Here is a 24,412-nt window from a genome sequence, read left to right on the forward strand (position 1 = left end):
GCCGCGTTTCGATGACGATCGCGCGGCTCGCCCGCGGCAGGCAAGGAGATGTCATGGCTCAGTTCAGTGTGGCGCAGCAAAGCGCCTCGTATCGGCCGAACGAAGATCGCCCCGGCGACGACCCGGACGGCGGCGCGGCGGTGCCCGCCGGCTACAGCGAACGTCTGTACAACGAAGATCTCGCGCCGCTCGCGAACCAGAACTGGGGCGCATACAACATCTTCGCATTCTGGATGTCCGACGTGCACAGCGTCGGCGGATACGTATTCGCGGGCAGCCTGTTCGCGCTCGGCCTGACGAGCTGGCAGGTGCTGGTCGCGCTGATCATCGGCATTTCCCTCGTCAACGTGCTGTGCAATCTGATCGCGAAGCCGAGCCAGCAGCTCGGCGTGCCGTATCCGGTCGCGTGCCGCGCGACGTTCGGCGTGCTCGGCGCGAACGTGCCTGCCGTGATCCGCGGGCTCATCGCGATCGCATGGTACGGAATTCAGACTTATCTCGCGTCGAGCGCGCTCGTGATCGTCGTGCTCAAGTTCTTCCCGCAATGGATGCCGTATGCGGATGTGCATCGCTACGGCTTCCTCGGACTCTCGGCGCTTGGCTGGGCGGGCTTCATGCTGCTCTGGGTGCTGCAGGCGTTCGTGTTCTGGAACGGGATGGAGACGATCAAGAAGTTCATCGACTTCGCGGGCCCGGCCGTCTACGTCGTGATGTTCATCCTCGCGGGCTACATGGTGTGGCGCGCGGGCTGGCGCAACATCGGCCTCACTCTCGGCGGCGTCAAGTATCACGGCGCCGAAGTGATTCCGGTGATGGTGACGGCGATCTCGCTCGTCGTGTCGTACTTTTCCGGGCCGATGCTCAACTTCGGCGACTTCTCCCGCTACTGCGGGCGCTATGCAGGCGTGAAGCGCGGCAATTTCTGGGGGCTGCCCGTCAACTTTCTCGCGTTCTCGCTCGTCACCGTGATCACGACGGCCGCGACGCTGCCGGTGTTCGGACAACTGATCACCGATCCCGTCGAGACGGTCGGCCGCATCGACCATCCGACCGCGGTGATCCTCGGTGCGCTGACCTTCATGATCGCGACGATCGGCATCAACATCGTCGCGAACTTCGTGTCGCCCGCGTTCGATTTCTCGAACGTCGCGCCGCGCCTCATCAGCTGGCGCGCGGGCGGGATGTTCGCCGCGGTCGCGTCGGTGTTCATCACGCCGTGGAATCTCTTCAACAATCCCGCCGTGATCCATTACACGCTCGACGTGCTCGGCAGCTTCATCGGGCCGCTGTACGGCGTGCTGATCGTCGATTTCTACCTTGTGAAGCGCGGCGCGCTCGAGCGTGACGATCTGTACACGATGTCGACGGACGGCGCGTACTGGTATCGCGGCGGCGTGAACCGGCGCGCGATCGCGGCGCTCTTGCCCGCGGCCGCGATCGCTGTCGCATGCGTGATGGTGCCGGCGCTGTCCGGGCTCGCGAACTTCTCGTGGTTCATCGGCGCGGCGCTCGGCGGCGTGTTCTATCGCGCATTCGCAAAAGCATGACGGAGTCCGTATGAAGATCAAGCTCATCAATCCGAACACGACGCAGCGGATGACCGACGCGATGGGCCGCTGCGCGCGCGAGGTCGCGGCGGCGGGCACGGCGATCGTCGCCGTGAGCCCGACGATGGGGCCGCCCTCGATCGAAGGCTATTACGACGAGGCGCTCGCGACGCCGGGCCTGCTCGCCGAAATCGCGGCGGGCGAGCGCGACGGCTTCGACGGCTACGTGATCGCGTGCTTCGGCGATCCGGGGCTGTACGCGGCGCGCGAGCTCGCGCGGGGACCGGTGATCGGCATCGCGGAGGCGGCGATGCATGCGGCGAGCGTGCTCGCGCCGGGCTTCGCCGTCGTGACGACGCTCGCGCGCACCTGCGGGATGGCGTGGCATCTCGCCGAGCGCTACGGGATGAAGCGCTTTTGCCGCAACGTGCGCGCGACCGACGTCGCGGTGCTCGATCTCGACAAGCCCGGCTCGGCCGCGCGCCGCGTGATCGTCGACGAATGCCGGCGCGCGCTCGACGAGGACGGCGCGGACGCGATCGTGCTCGGCTGTGCGGGGATGGCGGAGTTCGCGCACGAGATCGAGGCGGCGATCGGCGCGCCGGTGGTCGAGGGGGTGACGGCCGCCGTCAAATGGGCGGAGGCGCTGATTGCGCTCAAGCTCTCGACCGCGAAGCGTGGCGACTTCGCGCGGCCGCTCGCGAAACGCTACGACGGCGAGTTCGCGCGCTTCAGCCCGGGCGGCGCGCTCGCGCCCGCGCATGCCGCGTCTGCGTCTGCAGGCGCCGCGACGCCCGCCGCGTCGGGGTCCACCGCGGCGGCCTCCGACGTTTTTCCGCAACCGCACATACATTCCGTCTGACATGCACTATCCGTGTGCCCGTATGGGCGGTCCCGGGCGTTTTCGCTACACTGGGCCATCCTTCGCACCGGCCGAGCAGCGCCAGTTTCCAGGCGCGGCGCGGCCGGCGCGAACCTGCTGACGGGGCATCACTTCGCATCCAATCATGGCATTCGATCCCAACTATCCACGCGATCTGATCGGCTACGGCCGATATCCGGTGCAGGCGAACTGGCCGGGCCGCGCGCGCGTCGCGGTGCAGTTCGTGCTCAACTACGAGGAAGGCGGCGAAAACTGCGTGCTGCACGGCGATCCCGCATCCGAGCAGTTCCTGTCCGAGATCGTCGGCGCGGCCGCGTATCCGGCGCGCCACATGAGCATGGAGTCGATCTACGAATACGGCTCGCGCGCGGGCGTATGGCGCATCCTGCGCGAGTTCGAGAAGCGCAGGCTGCCGCTCACCGTGTTCGGGGTCGGCATGGCGATCGAGCGGCATCCGGAGCTCGCGCGCGCGTTCGTCGAACTCGGCCACGAGATCGCCTGCCACGGCTGGCGCTGGGTCCATTATCAGGACATGACGGCCGAGCGCGAGGCCGAGCACATGAAGCTCGGGATGGAAGCGATCGAGCGCGTGACGGGCGTGCGCCCGCTCGGCTGGTATACGGGCCGCGACAGCCCGAACACGCACCGGCTCGTCGCCGAATACGGCGGCTTCCTGTACGACTCCGATTACTACGGCGACGACCTGCCGTTCTGGATGGACGTCGAGGTGTCGGGCGGCGCGACGGCGCCGCAACTGATCGTCCCGTACACGCTCGACACGAACGACATGCGCTTCGCGACGCCGCAGGGCTTCAATACCGCCGATCATTTCTTCCACTATCTGCGCGACGCGTTCGACGTGCTGTACGACGAGGGCGACGAAGCGCCGAAGATGATGTCGATCGGCATGCACTGCCGGCTGCTCGGCCGCCCCGGCCGTTTCCGCGCGCTGCAGCGCTTTCTCGATCACGTCGAGCGGCACGATCGCGTGTGGGTGACGCGTCGCGTCGACATCGCGCGGCACTGGCGCGAGCATCATCCGTATCAGCCCGCTCGACACGAGGGGGACGCATGATAAAGGCGATGCGCTACATGCTCGGTCAATTGAATGCGATGTCGACGGATGCGTTCGTCGCGGCGCTGTCCGGCATCTTCGAGCATTCGCCGTGGGTCGCCGAGGCGGCCGCGCAGGCGCGCCCGTTCGACAGCATCGACACGCTGCATCGGACGATGAGGCGCGCGGTCGAGACCGCGGGCGATGCGCGGCAGCTCGCGCTCGTCAACGCGCACCCGGAGCTCGCCGGCAAGGCGGCGGTGCACGGCGAACTGACCGCCGAATCGACGCGCGAGCAGAGCGGCGCGGGCCTCGATTGCTGCACGCAGGAGGAGTTCGACAAGCTGCAGCGGCTGAACCGCGCGTATCGCGAGAAGTTCGGCTTTCCGTTCATCCTCGCGGTGCGCGGCTACGACCGGCACGGGATCATCGCGAACTTCGAGGCGCGCATCGATCATTCGCGCGACGAGGAATTGCGCGCGAGCCTTGAGCAGATCTATCGGATCGCGCGCTTCAGGCTTGACGATCTGATCGACGCGTGAGCGTCGGCTGAACGCTGCGGCCGGCGCGGCGCGGGGCGATGCCGCCACGCGCGGCGAAGCGGCTTTCGGCGAAGCAAAAACGAATCAGGCGATGCGCGGCGCGGCACGTTCGCCGCGACGACATCCGCCGCGGTGCGCACGGCGCGCCGCGTTTCCCGCTGCGCACGCACGCGACGACGTGCGGCGACGGCTTTCCACTCATCCGCATCACGCATCACGACAAGGACAATACGATGGCTCTTCCGCTTTCCGATCCGAACGCGCCCGAGTTCACGCGGCGCTACGTGAATCTGGCCGATCCGCGTCTCGGCGCGCAGGCGCTCGAGGCGAGCGACGATTTCTTCGCGCCGAAGGAGCGCATGCTGAATCCGGAGCCGGCCGTCTTCATTCCGGGCAAGTACGACGATCACGGCAAATGGATGGACGGCTGGGAGACGCGCCGCAAGCGTACGACGGGCTACGACTGGTGCATCGTGAAGCTCGCGCGTCCCGGCGTGATCAAGGGCTTCGACATCGACACGAGCCACTTCACCGGCAATTTCCCGCCCGCCGCGTCGATCGAAGCCGCGCACGTTTCCGAAGGCGCGCCGAACGAAGCGACGAAGTGGGTCGACGTCGTGCCGTCGACGACGCTGCAGGGCAACAGCCATCACTACGTCGAAGCGCACGACGCGAACGCGTACACGCATCTGCGCGTGAACATCTATCCGGACGGCGGCATCGCGCGGCTGCGCGTGTACGGCCAGCCGCAGCTCGATTGGGCGGGCGCGAGCAAGTCCGAGCGGTTCGATCTCGCGGCGATGGAGAACGGCGGCTATGTCGTCGCGGCGAACAACCAGCACTTCGGCCTCGCGTCGAGCCTGCTCTTGCCGGGCCGCGGCGTGAACATGGGCGACGGCTGGGAGACGCGCCGTCGCCGCGAGCCGGGCAACGACTGGGCGATCATCGCGCTCGCGCAGCCGGGCGTGATCCGCAAGATCGAAATCGACACCGCGCACTTCAAGGGCAATTATCCGGATCGCTGCTCGATCCAGGCCGCATACGTGACGGGCGGCACCGACAGCTCGCTCGTCACGCAGGCGATGTTCTGGCCGGTGCTGCTCGGCGAGCAGAAACTGCAGATGGACAAGCAGCACTATTTCGAAACGGAGCTCGCCGCGCTCGGGCCCGTCACGCACGTGCGCCTGAACATCGTTCCGGACGGCGGCGTGTCGCGCCTGCGCGTGTGGGGCACGCTCGACCAATGAAGACGCTCGCGATCGAACCGTTGACCCGCGCCGCATTCGCGCCGTTCGGCGACGTCATCGAGACGGACGGCGCGAAGCAGATCCCGATCAACCTCGGCACGACGATGCGCTTTCACGATCTCGCGCACGTCGACGTGGCCGACGAAGGCGGGCGGCCGCTCGTGAACCTGTTTCGCGGACAGCCGCGCACGCTGCCGTTCGAGGTGACGATGCTTGAGCGGCATCCGCTCGGCAGCCAGGCGTTCGTGCCGCTCGCCGACGCGCCGTATCTCGTCGTCGTCGCGCCCGCGGGCGAGCTCGATCCGGCGAAGATCCGCGCGTTCGTCACGCGCGGCTGGCAAGGCGTCAACTACGCGAAGGGCGTCTGGCACCATCCGCTCATCGCGCTTCAGGGCGTCAGCGATTTCATCGTCGTCGATCGCGGCGGCGACGGGCTCAACCTGAACGAGCAGCGGCTGCCAGAGTCGCTGTGGCTGACGGAGGATGCGTTGCGCTTGGTGTCGGCTTGAGGCTGCGCGTCGCGATGCGTGGCGCGGTGTCGTCGATGCGGTGCGATGCGCGGTACGTTACGCGCGCTCAACGGTAAGGATGCGAAGTCGTGCATGACCCAAGCGGGTCGCGATCGTGCGGAAACGGTGCGAGCTTGTCGGACGGTTCGCACTGAACGATCGGAGCACGGTCGTTTCGACATCGCGCCGCATCGACGCGGTTCCGGCTCGAGAAGAGGGATGCCCGCCAAAAAAAACAGGCTCGCAACGCGAGCCTGAAAAGCATGGCGATCGTTGGTCCGAACCGCCGAATCGCCGAATCGCCGAACCGCCGAACCGCCGAACCGCCGAACCGCCGAACCGCCGAACCGCCGAACCGCCGAACCGCCGAACCGCCGAACCGCCGATCCAACGATCCGTCAGTCCACCGGGTTGCCGGCCCGCCGGTCCGTCCGACATCTTCACACATCTATTTCGTCGCGCCGCGCTCGAACCACGCGGCGATCCGCATGCGCTCGCCGTCGGTCATGTGCGTGACATTGCCGATCGGCATCGCCTTCAGTTGCACCGCCTGCTGATAGATCCGCGGCGCGTTTTGCGCGATCTCGTCGGACGTGTCGAACATCACGCCGGCGGGCGCGCTGCCCATCAGCGTCGGCTTTGCCGAGTGGCACGCGACGCAGCGCTGCTGCAGGATCGGCGCGATGTCCTTGATCGCCACCTTCGGCGCGTTCGCGGCCTGCGCCTCGGGCGCGATCGGCTTCGGCATCGTCGCGACGAGCGCGACCAGCATCAGCGCGACGCCGCCGAGCGGCAGAAACCAGAGCTGCTGGCCGCGATGGCGCATCACGAAGAACTGACGAATCAGCGCGCCCGCGAGCATGATGATGACGAGCACGATCCAGTTGTACTGGTTCGCATACGTCATCGCGTAGTGGTTTGACAGCATCGCGAACACGACGGGCAGCGTGAAATACGTGTTGTGCACCGAGCGCTGCTTGCCGCGCTTGCCGTAGATCGGATCGGGCGTTTCGCCCTTGAGCAGCTTGTCGACCATCTTGCGCTGGCCGGGGATGATCACGAAGAACACGTTGGCCGTCATGATCGTCGCGAGCATCGCGCCGACGATCAGATACGCGGCGCGGCCCGAGAACACGTGGCACGCGAGATACGCGGCGGCGACCACGTAGACGCCGACGAACACGCCGAGCAGCTTGTCGCGGTTGCCGAGCAGGCGGCACGCGGAGTCGTAGACGATCCAGCCTGCGAGCAGGAAGCCGAGCGCGGCCGAGACCGCGACGACGGGGCCCATGTCGAGCACGTTCCTGTCGATCAGATACGTGTTCGGTGCGAGCAGGTACAGCACGAAGAAAAGGCCGAAGCCGGACATCCACGTGGTGTAAGACGGCCACTTCGACCAGTGCAGGTCTTCCGGCATCTCGGGCGGCGCGACGAGATATTTCTGCATGTTGTAGAAGCCGCCGCCGTGCACGTGCCACAGCTCGCCGAACACGCCGCGCGCCTTCGGCTGCGCGTCCTTCGGCGGCTTCAGGCTGTTGTCGAGCGCGACGAAGTAGAACGACTCGCCGATCCATGCGATCGCGGCGACGACGTGCAGCCAGCGGATCGCGAGATTCAGCCAGTCGGTGATGAAGCCTTCCATGAAACGTCTCCTGAGTCGATCGTTGTCGTATGTGGGCAGCGATACGTGGTCAGCTGCCGCGATAGGTGCTGTACGACCACGGCGACACGAGAAGCGGCACGTGATAGTGCGCGGCGGGATCGGCAATGCCGAAGCGCAGCACGACGAGATCGACGAAGCGCGGCTCGGGCAGCGCGACGCCCTGCGCGGCGAAGTAGTCGCCCGCGTGGAACACGAGTTCGTAGGTGCCGGCCGTGAGCGCCTCGCCTTCGAGGAGCGGCGCGTCGCACCGGCCGTCGTCATTGGTGAGCACGGTTTTCAGCAGGCGGTATCCGTCGGCCGAAAGCGCATGGAGTTCGATCTTGATCGCGGCGCCCGGACGGCCGTGCGCGGTGTCGAGTACGTGGGTAGTGAGCTTTCCCATTCGCAATGTCCTTGTGTAGTTGCGAGGATCGGCGGCGGCTCGATCCGATGATGCTGTGGCGGATCGAGGCTCCACGTCAGCGGCTACATACCCGTCGGCGGATCGCAGCGAGCGCCGTGCAGCCATTGTAAAAAGGTTCGGACAGGAAACCGTGAGCGATAACGAAGATAATGCGCGCCGCATGACGGCGCGCCCAAGCGCGTCCATGCGCGTCGGAGCGCGTGCGCGCGCGGGCCGCGCCGGCGGACGGCGCTCGGGCGATGCGGCGCGTCTTTGCGTTGTCCCGTGATCGAAAGTAGCCGAACATATTGGCTGCGTGAAGACGGATATGCGCGCGGCCCGCTTGCGCCGCGCGCCGCGTTGCGCGATGCTCGGCCGGTGCGCAGACGCCCGGCGGTCCGACGACGATCGCGGCCGGCCGCGCACCCCGAAGACGGCGGGTACGCCGGGTAACCGGGCCAGGGCGTTCGAACGGACGCGGCGGCGCGGTGCGTGCCGCGCGTCGCGTTCGAGCAGGACGCACCGCCTCGACGGCGGAACGATACGGAGATCGAACGACGATGGAACGACACCCGAGCGCGCGCGACGGCGCGCAATCCCTTACCCCGACCCGTCCGAAGACGCTGCTCGTCAAGCACGCCGACGTGCTCGTGACGATGGACGGCGCGCGCCGCGAGCTGCGCGACGCGGGCCTTTACGTCGAAGACAACCGGATCGTCGCGCTCGGGCCGAGCGCCGAGCTGCCCGCGCACGCGGACGAGGTGCTCGACCTGCGCGGCCATCTCGTGATCCCGGGGCTCGTCAACACGCATCACCACATGTACCAGAGCCTCACGCGCGCGATTCCCGCTGCGCAGAACGCCGAGCTGTTCGGCTGGCTCACGAGCCTGTATCGGATCTGGGCGCACCTGACGCCGGAGATGATCGAGGTGTCGACGCTGACCGCGATGGCCGAGCTGCTGCTGTCCGGCTGCACGACGTCGAGCGATCATCTGTACATCTATCCGAACGGCAGCCGGCTCGACGACAGCATCGCGGCCGCGCGGCGCATCGGCATGCGCTTTCACGCGAGCCGCGGCAGCATGAGCGTCGGCCAGCGCGACGGCGGGCTGCCGCCCGACTCGGTCGTCGAGCGGGAGCCGGACATCCTGCGCGACACGCAGCGCGTCATCGAGGCCTATCACGACGACGGCCGCTACGCGATGCTGCGCGTCGTCGTTGCGCCGTGCTCGCCGTTCTCGGTGAGCCGCGGGCTGATGCGCGATGCGGCGGCGCTCGCGCGCGAGTATGGCGTGTCGCTGCACACGCACCTCGCGGAGAACGTCAACGACGTCGCGTACAGCCGCGAGAAGTTCGGAATGACGCCCGCCGAATACGCGGAGGATCTCGGCTGGGTCGGGCGCGACGTGTGGCACGCGCACTGCGTGCAGCTCGACGCGCCGGGCATCGCGCTCTTCGCGCGCACCGGCACGGGCGTCGCGCATTGCCCGTGCTCGAACATGCGGCTCGCGTCCGGCATCGCGCCCGTGCGGCGGATGCGCGTCGCGGGCGTGCCGGTCGGGCTCGGCGTCGACGGCTCCGCGTCGAACGACGGCGCGCAGATGGTCGCCGAGGTGAGGCAGGCGCTGTTGCTGCAGCGCGTCGGCTTCGGGCCCGATGCGATGACGGCGCGCGATGCGCTCGAGATCGCGACGCTGGGCGGCGCGCGCGTGCTGAACCGCGACGACATCGGCGCGCTCGCGCCCGGCATGGCGGCGGATTTCGTCGCGTTCGACTTGCGCGCGCCGCAGTTTGCGGGCGCGTTGCACGATCCCGTCGCGGCGCTCGTGTTCTGCGCGCCGTCGCAGGCGGCGTACAGCGTTGTCAACGGGCGCGTCGTCGTGCGGGAAGGACGCTTGACGACGCTCGAGATCGAGCCGCTCGTCGCGCGGCACAACGCGCTTGCTCGCACGCTCCATGAAGCCGCGCGCTGAGCGGCGTGTTCTGCCGCTCCTCGGGCGCGCATTCGACAGGGCAATCGACGGCGCAATCTGCCGCACAGTCGGCCGCACATTCGGCTGAGCACTCGACGGCGCGCTGCGCAAACGACTTCGCCGTCGATTGCGCGATGCGCGCCGCTTGCACCGCGCATCGCGCAGCCCGCGCGCTCACATGTCGATCAGCGTGCGGGTCGCCTCGGCGACGAGCCCGCGCAGCCAGCGCACTTCGTCCGAGTAATGACAGCGCTCGTGCCAGAGCTGGTAGTACTGCATCGGCGGAAAATCGAGCGGCGCGGGCACGACCGACAGCGGCAGGAACTTCGCGTAGTGATCGGCGAAGAGCCGCGTCGTCGTGAAGATCAGGTCCGACTTCACGAGCACGTACGGCGCGAGATTGAAGTACGGCAGCGTGACGACGACGTGGCGCTTCAGGCGCTCGCGCGCGAGATGAACGTCGATCGCGCCGCGCTGGCCGACCGAGTACGGCGTCGGCGCGAGATGCGGCGCGTTCAGGTACTGGTCGAGCGTGAGACCGCCGCGCTTCGCGAACGGATGCGTGTTGCTCACCAGGCAGACGATCTCGTCGACGAACAGGTTCGACAGGTGCAGTTGCTCGGGCGGCTCCGGCCAGTTGCCGACGACGATGTCGAGCTTGCCGTCCTCGAGCGCGAGTTCGTAGTCGAACGCGGGGCCGAGCGAATGGAATTCGAGCGTCGCGTTCGGCGCGGCTTGCCGGAAGCGTTCGACGACGGTCGGCACGAACAGCACGTTCAGATAATCGGGGCAGCCGATCCGGTAGCAGCGAATCGATGTCGCCGGATCGAAATTGTGCTGCTGGAACTTGATCCGCTCGATCTCGCGCAGCGCGTTCTGCACGGGCTCGAGGAGGCGCAGGCCGTACTCGGTCGGCACCATGCCGGACTTGCCGCGCACGAGGAGCGGGTCGCCCGTGATGTCGCGCAGGCGGCGCAGCGCGGCGCTGATCGCCGGCTGCGACTGGTTCAGTTTGACGGCCGCGCGCGTCACGCTGCGCTCCATCAATAAGGTGTGCAGGACGCGCAAAAGATACGTGTCGATCGCCTCGCGTTGCTGGCTCATGCTCTCTCCGTTTATATGTGCAGGCTGATCGATCGGGGATGGGGGTATATGGTTTTTAATATGGACATAAAGGAGCGTCAAGCGCGGCTTTTTCGAATCGCTCCGCGCGGCGTGCATGATCGGCGGGGCGCGAACATTGCGCGCGGCGGACGGTGCGCTTGCGGCCTTGCCGCGCAAAGGCGATGAAGGCGCGCGACGAAGACAAGCGAAAAAAGGGATGGCGTGACGGAGCGTGAGGGACGCCGAAAGGACGACGAAAAGTCGGGCACGTCATGCGATGCGCTTCGCGCATGGCGTGCGCCTTGCCGGGGGCGCATGCCGTTCGCCGGCGACTGCCGACTGCCGACTGCGGATTGCGGATTGCGGATTGCCGGCAGAGGCGTTCTCGAATTGCCGCCGACTTCGACGATCGGCACGACGTCGAACACGTCGAACACGTCGAACGAATCGCGCTTGCGCGTCACGCACCTCCGCGACGCCGGCCGCCAGACGAGCCGAACGCATGACGCCCAACGCAAGCGGCTCGCCGAGCACGCACCGCATGAACGCGGCAAAAGCGTGCTCGACGCGCGCCGCGCGTTTGCGATGCGCCGTCCGTGTACACGGTGCGAGCGTTCCAAACGACCGTTTGACGCCGCACCCGGCGCGGCCGGTCAGTCTTCGATGCGCAGTCCGACCTTGAGCGTCACTTGCCAGTGAATCACCTGGTCGCCTTCGATGTGTCCGCGCAAGTCAGTCACTTCGAACCAGTGCAGATTGCGCACGGTCTTCGCGGCCTTCGTGATCGCATTGCGGATCGCGTCGTCGCTCGATTGGCGCGACGAGCCGGTGAGCTCGATCAGCTTGTAGACGTGGTCGTTCATGACGTTCTCCAGTGAATCGTTCGACGTTTAGTCCAGCAGCGGTGCGCGCGCATCCGTCGTTCTCGCGCATGCCTTCTTGAGTGATAGGTATGATGGGCGGCAACTTCAATCGGTATTCGAACGAGAGGAAAGGGGAAGACGTGGACGTGGGATTTTGCGGACCGGGATTGATGGGCGCGCCGATGATTCGGCATCTGCTGTCGGCCGGCCATCGGGTGCACGTATGGAACCGCACGCGCGAGAAGGCCGACGCGCTCGCCGGGCACGGCGCGCGGGTCGTCGATACGCCGGCCGAGCTTGCCGCGCGTGCGGAGACGGTGATGCTTTGCGTGCTCGACGCGCATGCGGTCGGCGAGGTCGTGTTCGGCGCGTCGGGCGTGCTCGCGGGCGATGCTGGAGAGGCTGGAGATGCCGCCGCGCGCCGCGTGCGGCGCATCGTCGATCATTCGAGCATTACGCCCGCGGCGACGCGCGCGTATGCGGCGCGTGCGGCGGCGCTCGGCGTGAGCTGGGTCGACGCGCCGGTATCGGGCGGCGTGCCGGGCGCGGAAGCGGGCACGCTCGCGGTGATGGCGGGCGGCCCGCTCGCGGACGTCGACGCGGTGCGAGCGCTGATCGGCGCGTATGCGTCGCGCGTCACGCATCTCGGCGACGCGGGCGCGGGGCAAACGGCGAAGCTGTGCAATCAGGCGATCGTGACGGCGACCGTCACGGCGATCGCGGAGGCGGTGGGGCTCGCGCAGGCGAGCGGCATCGACGCGGCGCGCCTCGCCGAAGCGCTCGCGGGCGGCTGGGCGGATTCGGTGCTGCTGCAGACGTTCGTGCCGAGGATGACAAGCGGCGGCCATCCGCCGATCGGCGCGCTGAAGACGTTCCAGAAGGATGTCGACGCGATTGCCGACGCGGCGCGCGACGCGGGTGCGGTGATGCCCGTTGCCGCGACGGTGCAGCAAGTGCTGCGACTCGGTGCGGCGATGGGGCTCGCGCAAGCCGATTTCGCGGCGTTCATCGACATCGTGCGTCCGCAGGCGAGACGGAGCGAGTAGGCGACGCGCACGCCGACAACGCGCCGCCGCCGCACGATCGCGAGGCGGCGCGCTGATGAAGAAACGGGCCGTTTCAAACGGCCCGTTTCATATGGCGATGGCTACAGCGAGCGAGGCGTCGTGTCGCCGGCGTTCGGCTGCCCGATCCCGCTTCGCAGCCCGGCTTTCACGCCCGCACCAAATTCGGGCAGGATGCGCGCGCGGGCGCGACTCGCGAACACGAGGAAGCCGAATCCGTTCGCTTCGTACCAGTAGCCGCCGTTCTCCAGCCCGTCGAGCGGCTGTTCGAGCGCGTTGGCGATCGATTCGATACAGCGCTTGCGCAGTTCGGCGATCGCGGGATACGGCGGCTGCGCGCCGCGTATGCTGCAGAGCAGGACGTCGAGGCCGGGCAGCACGTGCGCGTAGAGCACGGGCTCGTCCTGCGCACGGGCGCGCGCGATCTTCGTGTCGAGCTGGGCGAACGGCTTCGCATGACGCAGCACCGCGAGGAACGATTCCTGGCCATCCGGTTGCGCGCGTCGGCGTTTTTTCGGGAAGGACATAAACACTCGCCTCAAAAACAATTGCAAGAAATGCGGCATCCTCATGCGACCCACTCCCGGCTATGCGCGCCGCATGTCGATCTTTTATAGCATACGAAAATGCCGGCTTCACGAAGTTCGCCGATGCCACATTGCCGTGCGTCGACCGAACCGGGTGAGAGCCTACGATCGCCAAAGCCAGCGCTTTTGCGCCTGCACTGTCGTTGAGTCTCCATGATAGACCCGGTAGCGCCGCGCGTGCGACCGAACGTCGCAAAAAATGATTCGGGTATTCTCTGCCCCCGCGCGCGGCGCCGCGTCGCGCGCGGGGGCAGAGATCATCCGGACGACCCAAAAAAAAGCCCGCGCGAAGCGGGCTTGGTTGCGATCGTGCGGCGCACGCGTTCAGCGCTGCTTCAGCGAATCGCGGATCTCGCGCAGCAGCAGCACGTCTTCCGGCGTCGCGGCGGGGGCGGCGTCGGCCGGCTTGCGCAGCTTGTTGATGAACTTGACCATCAGGAAGATGATGAACGCGAGAATGGCGAAGTTGATCAGCACGGTGATGAACGAGCCGTAGCCGAACGTGGCGACGCCCGCCGCCTGCAGATCCTTGAACGATTCCGGATTGCCCTTGAACGACGGCGGAATCTGCCCGAGCAGCACGAACTTGTTCGAGAAATCCAGGCCGCCCGTCAGCACGCCGATGACGGGCATGATGAGGTCCTTCACCACCGAGTCGACGATCTTCGAAAACGCTCCGCCGATGATCACGCCGATGGCGAGATCCATGACGTTGCCCTTGACGGCGAATTCCTTGAATTCCTGGATGATGCTCATGGGCGGCTTGCTCCTGTCGAAAATGAAATGGGGCGCAGCGCAACGATTCGTTACGGCACGTTGATGGCCGTCATCATAACGAACCCGATCGTTTATCGGTAGTTCATCTGAGAAATCTTAACAAACGAGATCGATAAGAAAATGGGCCGTTTCCGGCCCATTTCGCCGTTCTAACCGTGCATCGTCAACCGTTGTTGCTCCAATCGTCGCCACTGCTGCCGAGATCGACGCCGCCGCCGCCGTCGGAGCCGCCGCTGTCCCAGCTGCCGCCCTGGCCGAAGTCGACGCCCGGATCGGCCGCGCGGCGCTGCGCTTCGTCGTCGACGATCACGTCGCGCTCGATCACGCGGTCGCGGCCGTGCGACATCGCCTGGCCGAGCAGCACGCCCGTCAGCAGGCCGCCCATGCCGCCGCCGAAACCGCCGCCCTGCTGGATCACGACGGGCGGCTGCTGCGGTTGCGGCGGATACGGCGAGTAGGGCGGCTGGCCTGGCGCGCCCGTCAGTCGATCGGCCTCCTGAGCAAACACCGAGCCCGAGTTGCCGGGCGCGCTAGCCGCGGCCGCGTTCGGATCGGGGCGGCCTTCGACGCGCGCCTTCAGGCTCGCGAATTGTTTCTCCAATTCTTCGAGTCGGTACGGCGGCGCCGGATTCTTGCCGTTCGACAGCGTCTCGACGAGCTCGCGCGCCTGCGTTTCGAGCGCCTCGATCTCGCCGTTGAGCGCGGCGGCGCCGGGTGCCGTCGACAGCCGCGCGTCGAGCTTGAGCGGGCGCACGTCGTTGAGGACGTCGGTCGCGCGCTTCAATTGCGCGCGGCGCTCTTCGTCGACGCGCTTGTCGTCCGTCGAGCGCGCGCGGCGCAGCGTCCAGCGCAGCACGAGCGCGATCGCGCCGATCAGCACCGCGATGCCGATCCACATGCCTGTCGACGGTCCGCGATGCACGGGCGCGGCGGGCGCCGCGGCGAACTGCGACTGCGCCTGCGCTTGCGTCTGCGGTGCAACGAGCATGCCGCCCGACGTCGCCGCCCGCGGCGACTGCGCGGCCATGCGGCGCGCATCGGCGCGCACGCGCGCTTCCGTTTGCGCGAAGCGCGACGGATCGGTGAAGCGCAATTGAGGATCGAGCGACTTCGCGCGTTCGATCTGCGCGAGCGCCTCGGTGGAGCGGCCTTCGCGGTCGAGCACCTGGCCGTACAGATAGCGGGCGCGCGCGTTGTCCGGATACGCGTCGATCACTTGCGAGAGCTGCGCGTCGGCGCGTTGCCAGTTGCCTTGCGCGATCGATTGCTGGATTTGCTGCAGCGACGGCACCGCCGCGCTGGCGGCGGCCGACACGAGGATCAGCGACAATCCGACGGCTGCGAGAAGCTTTTTCATGATCGGTTCGGGCGCTCGGCCCGTCTCCTTGCGGATTTTCGCGCGCGGCGGCGGGCGCGTTCGGTGCGCACCGCCGTCGCGTCGCGAAGCGTCGGCGGGCGGCGTGCCGCCGTTACTGCGCCGGCGTGTTCAGTTGCTTTTTCAGCGCTTCGAGGCGGTCCTCGACGGACGGGCCCTTGTTCAGCGCCGCGAGCTTGTCTTCGAGCGCACGGCCGCTGTTCGTGTCGGCCGAATTCAGGCGCGCGTCGGAGCGCGCGTTCGACAGCGCGACCTTGTCCTCGAGCTTCTGGAAGTCCTCGGACAGGTTCTTGCCGCCGATCCCGCCGAGCGCGGTGGCCGCGACGTCCTTCGCCTGCGCGATTTCCTGCTTCGCCTGCAGGATGTTCGAGCGCGCGTTCAGGTCGTTGCGGCGCCCGCGCATGTCGGCGATCTGGCCTTTGAGCTTGTCGACCGACGGCTCGAGCGTCTCGAGTTCGCGTGCGAGCGAGTCGCGCTCGGCCTCGGCGTTCGCCTGCGCGGCGAGCGCTTCGCGCGCGAGGCCTTCGTCGCCCGATTGCAGCGCGCGCTTCGCGCCGTCCTCGTATTTCTTCGCGCGCTCGTCGGCGGTGTCGCGCTTGCTGCGCTGCGTCGCGACCTGCGCTTCGATCTCGATCAGCGAGTTCTCCGCGCGACCGATGCTGTCGTCGAGCTCCCGCACGATCTGCCGCGCGTCGCGCGACGGATCCTGCACCGAGTCTGCCGCGTCGTTCAGCAGACCTTTGATCGTGCGCGAAATAGAGTCGAAAAGCGACATGGATTCCTCCGTAAGTAATGAACGATGCGCGCGTCGCGCATCGCGTGCGATGCTTCGCAGCGGCGCGAGGCGGTGGCGTCGGCGGATATTACACCACCGGTTCGCTTAAACACCGCTTAAACGCGGGCCCCGACGGGCGGCGCGAACACCGCCGGCCGGAACCGAAAATGCGGACGGGCGACGCAAATTTCCAGTGCATCGCACGCAATTATTTCGCGCGAGCGCCTTTCAAAACGAAAGCGAAAGGCGCTCAGCGTTCCGCCTTCATCATAGGAGCGTTCGCGGCGCGCGACGGTGCGCGGCGCAACGAATTCGAGGATTTTTTACAAAAAATCCTGAAGGGCGCCCGTCGATTTCATTAAAATGCGCTGTCACGCTGCGGACCGGACGCCGTATGGACCGACGCGCGCCGGGATCCGTCGACGTGATACGCTCCACGACGCTACGTCTACCGTTCCGCGCACGCGCCTCGCATGCGTTCGAGGCGCGCCTCGTGCGCCGCCAATCCGACATGCCTATTATCAAACGACCGTCTTCCTCCCGCGCCACGAACGAGCACCATTATTCGCTACGACGTTCGCCCGCCGGCGCCTACTACACCGATGACGATGACGACGACCGCGCGGAGCGCCGCACGGGCGGCGACGGCGGTTCGCGCACGTTCGGCTCGCGTGTCGCGCTGTGGTTCGCCGGGCTGTTCGCGACGCTCCTCGTCGTCGGCGCGCTGATCGTCGGCTACGCGCTCGTCGTGATGGGGCCGCAGTTGCCGTCGCTCGACGCGCTCACGAACTATCAGCCGAAGGTGCCGCTGCGCGTCTACAGCGCGGACCACGTGCTGCTCGGCGAGTTCGGCGAGGAGCGCCGCAGCCTCGTGCGCTTCCAGGACATCCCCGACGTGATGAAGAAGGCGGTGCTCGCGATCGAGGACTACCGCTTCTACGAGCACGGCGGCGTCGACTTCCTCGGCATCCTGCGCGCGGGCGTCGCCGACATCCTGCACGGCGGCGCGCGGCAGGGCGCGAGCACGATCACGATGCAGGTCGCGCGCAATTTCTTTCTGTCGAGCGAGAAGACGTACACGCGCAAGATCTATGAAATGCTGCTCGCCTACAAGATCGAGAAGGCGCTGACGAAAGACCAGATTCTCGAGCTGTACATGAACCAGATCTATCTGGGCCAGCGCGCGTATGGCTTCGCGGCCGCCGCGCGCGTGTATTTCGGCAAGGACCTGAAGGACATCACGCTCGCCGAGGCGGCGATGCTCGCGGGCCTGCCGAAGGCGCCATCCGCATACAACCCGGTCGTCAATCCGAAGCGCGCGAAGGTGCGCCAGGAGTACATCCTGAAGCGGATGCGCGAGATCGGCTACATCACGCAGCAGCAGTACGACCAGGCGGTGAAGGAAGAGATCCATACGCGCACGCCGGGCAATCAGTACGCGGTGCACGGCGAGTACGTCGCCGAGATGGTGCGGCAGATGATGTACGCGCAGTACAAGGACGAGACCTACACGCGCGGCCTGACCGTCACGACGACGATCAACGCGGCCGACCAGGAAGCCGCGTACCAGGCGGTGCGCCGCGGGATCATGGACTACGAGCGCCGCCACGGCTATCGCGGACCGGAAGGCTTCGTCGCGCTGCCGCCCGCGGGCGACGAACGCGACGAGGCGATCGACGACGCGCTCGCCGATCATCCGGACAACGGCGATCTCCAGTCGGCCGTCGTGCTCGCCGCGTCGCCGACGGCGGTCGAGGTGCAGTTCGTCGGCGGCGCGACGACGACGATCAACGGCGCCGGGCTGCGCTTCGCGTCGGGGGCGCTGAGCTCGCGCGCGTCGGCCGCGCTGAAGCTCAAGCCGGGCTCGATCGTGCGCGCGATGAAGGACGCGAAGGGCGCATGGCAGATCGTGCAACTGCCGCAGGTCGAAGGCGCGCTCGTCGCGATCGCGCCGCAGGACGGCGCGATCCGCTCGCTCGTCGGTGGCTTCGACTTCAACAAGAGCAAGTTCAACCACGTGACGCAGGCGTGGCGGCAGCCGGGCTCGAGCTTCAAGCCGTTCATCTATTCGGCGTCGCTCGAAAAGGGCCTGGGGCCCGCGACGATCATCAACGACGCGCCGCTGTACTTCCCGCCGAGCGTGCCGGGCGGCCAGCCGTGGGAGCCGAGGGACGACGATCAGCCGGATGGTCCGATGTCGATGCGCACCGCGCTGCAGCGCTCGAAGAACCTCGTGTCGATCCGGATCCTCGCGTCGATCGGCACGTCGTATGCGCAGGACTACGTGACGCAGCGCTTCGGCTTCGATCCCGCGAAGACGCCGCCGTATCTGCCGATGGCGCTCGGCGCGGGCCTCGTCACGCCGCTGCAGCTCGCGTCCGGCTACGCGGTGTTCGCGAACGGCGGCTACAAGGTCGATCCGTACCTGATCGCCGAGGTCGACGACGCGCGCGGGCAGACACTGCAAAAGTCGCAGCCCGTCGTCGCGGGCTCGACCGCGACGCGCACGGTCGACCCGCGCAACGCGTACGTGATGAACAGCTTGCTGCATACGGTCGCGACGGCCGGCACCGGTGCGGGCACGAACGCGCTCGGCCGCGGCGACCTGCAAGGCAAGACCGGGACGACGAACGACGCGAAGGACGGCTGGTTCGCCGGCTATCAGCAATCGCTCGTCGCGGTCGCGTGGATGGGCTTCGACCAGCCGAAGAGCTTGGGCAGCCGCGAATTCGGCGCGCAGCTCGCGCTGCCGATCTGGGTGAACTACATGCGCACGGCGCTCAACGGCACGCCGGAGCAGCAGATGGCGATGCCGGACGGGCTGACGACGATCGACGGTGAGCTGTACTACGCAGACCGCACGCCGGGCGCGGGCTTCGTCGCGAACGTCGACTTCAACCCGGCCGCGAGCCCGACCGTGAACGCGAACGATGCGCTCGGCTCGGCCGGCGCGGCGGGTTTGACGCCGCCGCCGGTGACGCCGGAGGAGAAGCGGCAGATCATCGACATGTTCGAGGGCAACAAGCCTTGACCTCCTGATGAAGACGGGCGCCGGCGGCGCCCGTTTTTTTTCGTCGACGCGATCGGGAATCGGCCGCTTCGTCGGTGACGGCGCCGCGCGGCCGCGTTTGCGGGCGGCGTGCGCGGGTTTGCTTTCGTGACGCGACGAACCGGCGGTGCCGCGCATGCGGCTTCACGTCGACGTGCCCGGATGACGCGCGTCGTGCGACAACGCTCGATGCAGCGCCGCTGCGAGGCCGTGCGCTCGGGTCGCTTCGAGTCGCTTTGAGTCGCTTTGAGTCGCTTTGAGTCGCTTCGATCGCGCGGGCGGAAGCGACGCGATCGGTGCGGCGCCATCGGCGCGGCACGCTCAGAACGATGCGCACACGCGCGCCAGCACCAGCCCGACCGATTGCTGATGAAACCGCTCGACGTATGCGCGCCGGATCGCGGCGAGACGGTCGAGCGTCGCGGGCGAATCGGCGGCAACGATACGGATCACGAAGCTTTCCTCGCGCACGATGTCGCCCGTCGCGCGATTGCGCCATTGGCCGTGCGTGTCCCATGTCGTGAGGCCGTCGGGGAAGCGCGGCGTGACGACGTCGGCGACGAAGCGCTCGCGCTCCGCGCCGGTGACGGGCTCGCGACCTGCTACGTCGCGGCCGAACAGCAGGTCCGCCTGCAATTCGCGCGTGCCGCCCGCGTGCGCGCAAAGCGGATCGCTTGCGGCCGAGGGCGGCGCGCTCGCGCATCCCGGCAGCGACGCGACGGCCGCGCAGAGCGCGATGCCGATCCAAATCGAACGTGAAGAACGCATCGGATGATCCTCGTCGATGATCGTGGTCGACCGGCCTTGCAGTCGCCCAGCCGCGAGTGCGCATGCATGCGACGAGCGATCTCGCAAAGCTCGATGCCCGCGCGCCGCGCACGCAACGCCGCGTACGCGAGCGCCGGTGCAAAGCGCTGCGCGCTCAAGCACTTGCGCAGTTGTTCGGCCGCTTATCAACAAGCCTGTCAACACGATCTGTGGAAAACACGGCGCCCGACGCGATGTGCAGCCGGTGCGACTCGATCGTGCAACGCGCTGCACCGGGGCGGGCGATCCGAATCGGATCAAGCGGTTAGCGTGGCTGCCCCATGCTTATCAACAGCCCTTTCAACAAAAACTGGGGATAACCGCGTGGTGTCGCCGGGCCGCCCGGCGGGCCGGCGACGCATTTCACGGCGCTGCCCGAAAACGCCGCGCGATCAACGCGTTAGCGTGCTTGTCCGCGGCTTTTCAACATGCTCTTCAACACGAACTGGGGATAACCGGCATCACGGCCGCGGCGTTCGATGCAGCCGCGCATGCTCGAGATGCGCGGCGAGCGCCGTCGAATCGATGTTGGTCCCCGACAGCAGCACGCCGACCCGCCTGCCTTGCAGCGTCTCGCGCAGCGGCCCGAGGAGGGCGGCCGTCGTGGCTGCGCACGCGGGCTCGACCGCCACTTTCAGATGTGCAAACAAATAGAGCATCGCCGCACGCAGCGCGTCATCCGATACCGTGACGATCCGGTCGACATGGCGGCGGCACAGCTCGTAGCTGTACTCCTCGGTGTGCGGCGCCATCAGCGAATCGGCGATCGTGCGCATCGCGCCCATCCGGATCGGGTGATTCGCGGCGAAGCTGCGGCTCATCGCGTCCGCGCCTTCGGGCTCGACGCCGTACACGTGCACGTGCGGATTCGCGAGCCGCAGCGCGGTCGACATGCCGGCCGCGAGGCCGCCGCCGCCGATCGGCACGATCACCGCGTCGAGGTCGGGCGTTTGCGTCGCCCATTCGTAGCCGAGCGTCGCGGTGCCGAGGATCGTGTGATAGCCGTTGAACGGATGCACGAAGAAGCGGCCTTCCTCGGCCTCGATTCGCCGCACGATCTCGAACGCCTCGGCGGGACTCGACGCCATCACGACTTCCGCGTGGTATTGGCGGCACAGCGCGATGCGCGCCGGGCTCGCCGTGTCGAACATCACGACCTTCGCGCTCGTGCCGAGCCGCATCGCCGCATAAGCGACGGCCGCCGCGTGGTTGCCCGCCGACACGCAGGTGACGCCCGCGCTCTTCCTGTCCTCGCCGAGCGCGAGCAGATTCGTGAACGCGCCGCGCGCCTTGAAGCTGCCGCTCGCCTGCAGAAGCTCGAACTTGAAGTTCACGTGCGTGTTGTCGAGCGACGGCAGATCGGCGCGCTCGAACACCGGTGTGCGCGTCAGCCATGGCGTGAGCGCGAAGTGCTGCGCGGCGATTTCGTCGAGCGTCGGAATCGGCTCGCCGTTGATCGTCAAGTGAGCGGGGCGGTGAGTTGAAGTCGGCATGTGCGTGCGCGTATCGATGACGGAGGCCGATCGTCCGGCCGGAACGAAGCTCGCGGCGGCGCGCCGCATCAAGCGAGCGTCATGCCGTGCACGAGCTTGTGCAAGAAGCGCTCGCACGACGCGAGCTGATCGAGTTCGACGAACTCGTTCGGCTTGTGCGCCTGCTCGATGTAGCCGGGCCCGCAGATGACGCTCGGAATGCCCGCGCGCTGGAACAGGCCCGCTTCGGTGCCATACGCGACCTTGCGCTTCTCCTGATCGGCGGTGAGCGAGCGCACGAGCTGCGTGATCGCCGCCTGCTCGGCCGCGTCGAGGCCGGGCGCCGCGGCGACCTTCGAGAATTCGATCGCCGCGTTCGGATGCTCGCGGCGCATCCGCGGCAGCAGCGTGTCGCGCGCGTATGCGTCGATGCGCGCGAAGATCGCGTCGGGATCGAGCGTCGGCAGGTTGCGGAACTCGAACGAGAACCGGCATTCGGCGGGCACCGTGTTGACCGCGTTGCCGCCCTGGATGAGGCTCGTTTGCGCGGTCGTGAACGGCACGTCGTACAGCTCGTCGAACGGACCCTGCGCGCGGAATTCGTCGGCGAGATCGCGAATGTGGCAGATGAGGCGCGCCGCGTATTCGATCGCGTTCAAGCCCTTCGGCGTCAGCGACGAATGCGCCGCGTGGCCGCGCACGCAGCAGCGGTAGACGTTGATGCCCTTGTGCGCGATCACGGGGCGCATGCCGGTCGGCTCGCCGACGATGCAGCCGGCGGGCGCGATCCCGCGCGCCTTCAGGTCGGCGAGCATCAGCGGCGCGCCGACGCAGCCGATCTCCTCGTCGAACGACAGCGCGAAATGGATCGGCTGCGCGAGCCTGGCCGCCTGCATCTCGGGCAGGAGCGCGAGCGCCGCGCCGATGAAGCCCTTCATGTCGCAGGTGCCGCGCCCGTAGAGCTTGCCGTCGCGCACTTCCGGCTTGAACGGATCGCTGTCCCACTGCTGGCCGTCGACCGGCACGACGTCGGTGTGGCCCGACAGCACGATGCCGCCGTCGGTCGCGCCGTCGTGCGCGGGCAGGGTGGCGAACAGGTTCGCCCAGCCGTCGCGGGCGTCGTGCGTGAGCGTCGATGCGATGCCGGCCGCGGCGAGCGTGTCGCGGACCATTTCGATGAGACCGAGATTCGGCACGCGGCTCGTGGTGTCGATCGACACGAGTTTTTTTACCCAAGGCACGCTGAGCGGTTCGGCGGGCGACGTGGAAGCGGACGCGGACGGTGCCGTTGCGTCGAGAACGGACATGGCGGAACTCCGGCAGAGAGGCAGAAGAATGCAAAGATCATACTCAAAAACGACAGGGGGCGCGCTCGCGCGCCGCCTTGCGGCGCAGCATCGCGCGCCGTTCGCCTGCGCGGACGCGGGCGCTTGTGCGCCGTCGGCGCTTGCGTATTTGAGGGGGGCGTCGCCGCATCGATGAAAAGGCTTGACTTAGTTCTATTTTGGAACTTAATCTGGCCGGGCATGACCGAACGTGCGTGAGCCGTGAGCCGTGAGCCGTGAGCCGTGAGCCGTGAGCCGTGAGCCGCGAGCCGCGAGCCGCGAGCCGCGAGCCGCGAGCCGCTGCGGCCGGCACGGCGTAGCGTCCGGCCGCAGCAGGAAGCGGCGGTGCGCCGGGAAGGTCGCGGCCGGCATCGGTCGCGGCCGGTCGCATCGCAATCGACGCTTGGCAGGAAAGGGAGAGAAAAATGAAATATCTGCGCATCGAGCGCAAGGATCGCGTATTGACGATCACGTTCGATCATCCGCCGTTCAATTTTCTGACGACCGCGATGATGCGCGAGCTGAAGAGCGTGCTCGACGGGCTCGAGCACGACGCCGGCGTCGGCGCGGTCATCCTCGCGAGCGCGGTGCTCGACGCGTTCCTCACGCATTTCGACGTCGGCGAGATCAAGGCGGCCGCCGAGGGAATGGCGGTGCCGCTGCCGGCCGCCGTCACGGACGCCGCGATGCGCGTCGAATCCGCATTGAGCCACGTGCCGGGTGCGCGCCGGTTCGTCGAGCGCACGCCGATGGCGGGCATCGCGCAGATGAACCTGTTCCACGAGGTGACCGCGCAGATGCGCGCGATGGACAAGGTGTTCGTCGCGGCCGTCAACGGGCGTGCGATGGGCGGCGGCTACGAGATGGTGCAGGCGTGCGACCTGCGCGTGATGACGGACGGCGACGCCGATCGCGGCCACGTCCTTGGGCAGCCGGAAATCTACATCGGGCTGCTGCCGGGCGGCGGCGGCACGCAGATGCTCGCGCGCACGGTCGGCGTCGCGCGCGCGATCGAGCTCTGCCTCGACGGCCGGCTGCTGTCGCCGCGCGAGGCGCTCGCGCTCGGGCTCGTGAACCGCGTCGTGCCGGGCGAGCAATTGCGCGCCGAGACCGAGGCGCTCGCCGAGCGCATGGCGCGCCGGCCGAGCCACTCGATTCGCGCGGTCAAGCGGGCGATCTACGAGGGCGGCTCGCTGCCGCTCGAGCGCGGCATGGCGATCGAGAAGGCCGAATTCCTGTCGGCCGCGACGCAGCCGAGCGCGCGGCGCGCGATGATCGCGTACGCGGACGAGATCGGCCGGCTCGTCGACAGCGGCGGCGAGATCGGCATCGACGAGCTGCGCTCGTGGATCGACGGCGTCGCCGTCGATTTCGCGCGCCAGTAGCGCCGCCGGACCGGCGTGCCGGACCGGCG

The 24,412-nt window shown here is 67.6% G+C and carries 22 protein-coding genes; 11 read left to right on the forward strand and 11 right to left on the reverse strand.

What is annotated here, in order from left to right:
• Window positions 1–53: 53 nt before the first annotated feature.
• The 6 genes from WS62_RS27000 to WS62_RS27025 all read left to right on the forward strand — a co-directional run bounded on the left by WS62_RS27000 (window position 54) and on the right by WS62_RS27025 (window position 5,782).
• Entirely contained in the window at window positions 54–1,547 is a 1,494-nt protein-coding gene (locus WS62_RS27000) for an NCS1 family nucleobase:cation symporter-1 (RefSeq protein ID WP_066577430.1), read from the forward strand.
• Between the two features lie 10 nt (window positions 1,548–1,557).
• Window positions 1,558–2,409 (forward strand): aspartate/glutamate racemase family protein, encoded by an 852-nt coding sequence (locus WS62_RS27005; protein WP_066577432.1) that lies wholly within the window; start codon window positions 1,558–1,560, stop codon window positions 2,407–2,409.
• A gap of 145 nt (window positions 2,410–2,554) precedes the next feature.
• Window positions 2,555–3,505: an allantoinase PuuE gene (gene puuE / locus WS62_RS27010; protein WP_066577434.1), complete on the forward strand. Its 951-nt coding sequence runs from the start codon at window positions 2,555–2,557 to the stop codon at window positions 3,503–3,505.
• On the forward strand, window positions 3,502–4,026 hold the full coding sequence (gene uraD, locus WS62_RS27015; protein ID WP_082721326.1) for a 2-oxo-4-hydroxy-4-carboxy-5-ureidoimidazoline decarboxylase: 525 nt from the start codon (window positions 3,502–3,504) through the stop codon (window positions 4,024–4,026). The genes puuE and uraD overlap by 4 nt, the downstream gene beginning before the upstream one ends.
• A gap of 233 nt (window positions 4,027–4,259) precedes the next feature.
• Entirely contained in the window at window positions 4,260–5,273 is a 1,014-nt protein-coding gene (alc, locus tag WS62_RS27020) for an allantoicase (RefSeq protein WP_066577582.1), read from the forward strand.
• On the forward strand, window positions 5,270–5,782 hold the full coding sequence (locus WS62_RS27025) for an ureidoglycolate lyase (RefSeq protein ID WP_066491764.1): 513 nt from the start codon (window positions 5,270–5,272) through the stop codon (window positions 5,780–5,782). Before alc ends, WS62_RS27025 begins: the two co-directional genes overlap by 4 nt.
• Window positions 5,783–6,230: 448 nt before the next feature.
• Here the strand turns inward: WS62_RS27025 and WS62_RS27030 are convergent, their stop codons facing one another.
• Window positions 6,231–7,424 (reverse strand): urate hydroxylase PuuD, encoded by a 1,194-nt coding sequence (locus WS62_RS27030; RefSeq protein WP_066577436.1) that lies wholly within the window; start codon window positions 7,422–7,424, stop codon window positions 6,231–6,233.
• 49 nt (window positions 7,425–7,473) lie between these two features.
• Window positions 7,474–7,827 carry a hydroxyisourate hydrolase gene (gene uraH, locus WS62_RS27035; protein ID WP_066577438.1) on the reverse strand — a complete coding sequence of 118 codons (354 nt, stop codon included), beginning with the start codon at window positions 7,825–7,827 and terminating at the stop codon, window positions 7,474–7,476.
• Window positions 7,828–8,387: 560 nt separating this feature from the next.
• Between uraH and WS62_RS27040 the strand changes: the two genes are divergently transcribed.
• Window positions 8,388–9,800, forward strand: coding sequence for an 8-oxoguanine deaminase (locus tag WS62_RS27040; protein ID WP_066577440.1), 1,413 nt, complete (start codon window positions 8,388–8,390; stop codon window positions 9,798–9,800).
• A 174-nt stretch (window positions 9,801–9,974) separates the two neighbouring features.
• Here WS62_RS27040 and WS62_RS27045 read toward each other — a convergent pair whose 3' ends face one another.
• Together WS62_RS27045 and WS62_RS27055 are read right to left on the reverse strand one after the other, a co-directional pair.
• On the reverse strand, window positions 9,975–10,904 hold the full coding sequence (locus WS62_RS27045) for a LysR substrate-binding domain-containing protein (protein WP_066491773.1): 930 nt from the start codon (window positions 10,902–10,904) through the stop codon (window positions 9,975–9,977).
• Between the two features lie 653 nt (window positions 10,905–11,557).
• Complete coding sequence (locus WS62_RS27055; RefSeq protein ID WP_066491775.1) at window positions 11,558–11,767, reverse strand: dodecin; 210 nt, start codon at window positions 11,765–11,767, stop codon at window positions 11,558–11,560.
• An 89-nt stretch (window positions 11,768–11,856) separates the two neighbouring features.
• On the opposite strand from WS62_RS27055, the gene WS62_RS27060 reads away from it, so the two are divergent.
• A complete protein-coding gene (locus WS62_RS27060; RefSeq protein ID WP_197422933.1) occupies window positions 11,857–12,813 on the forward strand; it encodes an NAD(P)-dependent oxidoreductase in 957 nt (318 codons plus the stop codon).
• 101 nt (window positions 12,814–12,914) lie between these two features.
• Here the strand turns inward: WS62_RS27060 and WS62_RS27065 are convergent, their stop codons facing one another.
• From WS62_RS27065 to WS62_RS27080, 4 genes are all read right to left on the reverse strand, one after another.
• The gene (locus WS62_RS27065; RefSeq protein WP_066491777.1) at window positions 12,915–13,358 is read right to left on the reverse strand and encodes a hypothetical protein; all 444 of its coding nucleotides are present in this window, start codon (window positions 13,356–13,358) and stop codon (window positions 12,915–12,917) included.
• Between the two features lie 384 nt (window positions 13,359–13,742).
• Window positions 13,743–14,174 carry a large conductance mechanosensitive channel protein MscL gene (gene mscL, locus WS62_RS27070; RefSeq protein WP_066577449.1) on the reverse strand — a complete coding sequence of 144 codons (432 nt, stop codon included), beginning with the start codon at window positions 14,172–14,174 and terminating at the stop codon, window positions 13,743–13,745.
• A 184-nt stretch (window positions 14,175–14,358) separates the two neighbouring features.
• The gene (locus tag WS62_RS27075) at window positions 14,359–15,552 is read right to left on the reverse strand and encodes a tetratricopeptide repeat protein (protein WP_066577452.1); all 1,194 of its coding nucleotides are present in this window, start codon (window positions 15,550–15,552) and stop codon (window positions 14,359–14,361) included.
• A 112-nt stretch (window positions 15,553–15,664) separates the two neighbouring features.
• On the reverse strand, window positions 15,665–16,345 hold the full coding sequence (locus WS62_RS27080; RefSeq protein ID WP_010104443.1) for a PspA/IM30 family protein: 681 nt from the start codon (window positions 16,343–16,345) through the stop codon (window positions 15,665–15,667).
• A 17-nt stretch (window positions 16,346–16,362) separates the two neighbouring features.
• On the opposite strand from WS62_RS27080, the gene WS62_RS37655 reads away from it, so the two are divergent.
• A complete protein-coding gene (locus tag WS62_RS37655) occupies window positions 16,363–16,707 on the forward strand; it encodes a hypothetical protein (protein WP_066577455.1) in 345 nt (114 codons plus the stop codon).
• Between the two features lie 149 nt (window positions 16,708–16,856).
• Window positions 16,857–19,376: a penicillin-binding protein 1A gene (locus WS62_RS27090; RefSeq protein WP_066491925.1), complete on the forward strand. Its 2,520-nt coding sequence runs from the start codon at window positions 16,857–16,859 to the stop codon at window positions 19,374–19,376.
• A gap of 339 nt (window positions 19,377–19,715) precedes the next feature.
• Here WS62_RS27090 and WS62_RS27095 read toward each other — a convergent pair whose 3' ends face one another.
• The 3 genes from WS62_RS27095 to argE form a co-directional block, all read right to left on the reverse strand.
• On the reverse strand, window positions 19,716–20,162 hold the full coding sequence (locus WS62_RS27095; RefSeq protein ID WP_066577584.1) for a DUF3574 domain-containing protein: 447 nt from the start codon (window positions 20,160–20,162) through the stop codon (window positions 19,716–19,718).
• A 500-nt stretch (window positions 20,163–20,662) separates the two neighbouring features.
• A complete protein-coding gene (locus tag WS62_RS27100) occupies window positions 20,663–21,694 on the reverse strand; it encodes a threonine/serine dehydratase (protein WP_066577587.1) in 1,032 nt (343 codons plus the stop codon).
• 68 nt (window positions 21,695–21,762) lie between these two features.
• Window positions 21,763–22,980, reverse strand: coding sequence for an acetylornithine deacetylase (gene argE / locus WS62_RS27105; RefSeq protein WP_066577458.1), 1,218 nt, complete (start codon window positions 22,978–22,980; stop codon window positions 21,763–21,765).
• A 443-nt stretch (window positions 22,981–23,423) separates the two neighbouring features.
• Here argE and WS62_RS27110 point away from each other — a divergent pair, with 443 nt between their 5' ends.
• Entirely contained in the window at window positions 23,424–24,383 is a 960-nt protein-coding gene (locus WS62_RS27110) for an enoyl-CoA hydratase/isomerase family protein (RefSeq protein ID WP_066577460.1), read from the forward strand.
• Window positions 24,384–24,412 lie beyond the last annotated feature (29 nt).

The organism is Burkholderia sp. ABCPW 14 (assembly GCF_001523835.1).
GTDB lineage: Bacteria > Pseudomonadota > Gammaproteobacteria > Burkholderiales > Burkholderiaceae > Burkholderia > Burkholderia mayonis.

Bases quoted from the DNA above. Each gene is read 5' to 3' on its own strand.
- WS62_RS27000 (WP_066577430.1), top strand. From the start codon at position 54: ATGGCTCAGTTCAGTGTGGCGCAGCAAAGCGCCTCGTATCGGCCGAAC.
- WS62_RS27005 (WP_066577432.1), top strand. From the start codon at position 1,558: ATGAAGATCAAGCTCATCAATCCGAACACGACGCAGCGGATGACCGAC.
- puuE (WP_066577434.1), top strand. From the start codon at position 2,555: ATGGCATTCGATCCCAACTATCCACGCGATCTGATCGGCTACGGCCGA.
- uraD (WP_082721326.1), top strand. From the start codon at position 3,502: ATGATAAAGGCGATGCGCTACATGCTCGGTCAATTGAATGCGATGTCG.
- alc (WP_066577582.1), top strand. From the start codon at position 4,260: ATGGCTCTTCCGCTTTCCGATCCGAACGCGCCCGAGTTCACGCGGCGC.
- WS62_RS27025 (WP_066491764.1), top strand. From the start codon at position 5,270: ATGAAGACGCTCGCGATCGAACCGTTGACCCGCGCCGCATTCGCGCCG.
- WS62_RS27030 (WP_066577436.1), bottom strand. From the start codon at position 7,424: ATGGAAGGCTTCATCACCGACTGGCTGAATCTCGCGATCCGCTGGCTG.
- uraH (WP_066577438.1), bottom strand. From the start codon at position 7,827: ATGGGAAAGCTCACTACCCACGTACTCGACACCGCGCACGGCCGTCCG.
- WS62_RS27040 (WP_066577440.1), top strand. From the start codon at position 8,388: ATGGAACGACACCCGAGCGCGCGCGACGGCGCGCAATCCCTTACCCCG.
- WS62_RS27045 (WP_066491773.1), bottom strand. From the start codon at position 10,904: ATGAGCCAGCAACGCGAGGCGATCGACACGTATCTTTTGCGCGTCCTG.
- WS62_RS27055 (WP_066491775.1), bottom strand. From the start codon at position 11,767: ATGAACGACCACGTCTACAAGCTGATCGAGCTCACCGGCTCGTCGCGC.
- WS62_RS27060 (WP_197422933.1), top strand. From the start codon at position 11,857: ATGATGGGCGGCAACTTCAATCGGTATTCGAACGAGAGGAAAGGGGAA.
- WS62_RS27065 (WP_066491777.1), bottom strand. From the start codon at position 13,358: ATGTCCTTCCCGAAAAAACGCCGACGCGCGCAACCGGATGGCCAGGAA.
- mscL (WP_066577449.1), bottom strand. From the start codon at position 14,174: ATGAGCATCATCCAGGAATTCAAGGAATTCGCCGTCAAGGGCAACGTC.
- WS62_RS27075 (WP_066577452.1), bottom strand. From the start codon at position 15,552: ATGAAAAAGCTTCTCGCAGCCGTCGGATTGTCGCTGATCCTCGTGTCG.
- WS62_RS27080 (WP_010104443.1), bottom strand. From the start codon at position 16,345: ATGTCGCTTTTCGACTCTATTTCGCGCACGATCAAAGGTCTGCTGAAC.
- WS62_RS37655 (WP_066577455.1), top strand. From the start codon at position 16,363: ATGAACGATGCGCGCGTCGCGCATCGCGTGCGATGCTTCGCAGCGGCG.
- WS62_RS27090 (WP_066491925.1), top strand. From the start codon at position 16,857: ATGCCTATTATCAAACGACCGTCTTCCTCCCGCGCCACGAACGAGCAC.
- WS62_RS27095 (WP_066577584.1), bottom strand. From the start codon at position 20,162: ATGCGTTCTTCACGTTCGATTTGGATCGGCATCGCGCTCTGCGCGGCC.
- WS62_RS27100 (WP_066577587.1), bottom strand. From the start codon at position 21,694: ATGCCGACTTCAACTCACCGCCCCGCTCACTTGACGATCAACGGCGAG.
- argE (WP_066577458.1), bottom strand. From the start codon at position 22,980: ATGTCCGTTCTCGACGCAACGGCACCGTCCGCGTCCGCTTCCACGTCG.
- WS62_RS27110 (WP_066577460.1), top strand. From the start codon at position 23,424: ATGAAATATCTGCGCATCGAGCGCAAGGATCGCGTATTGACGATCACG.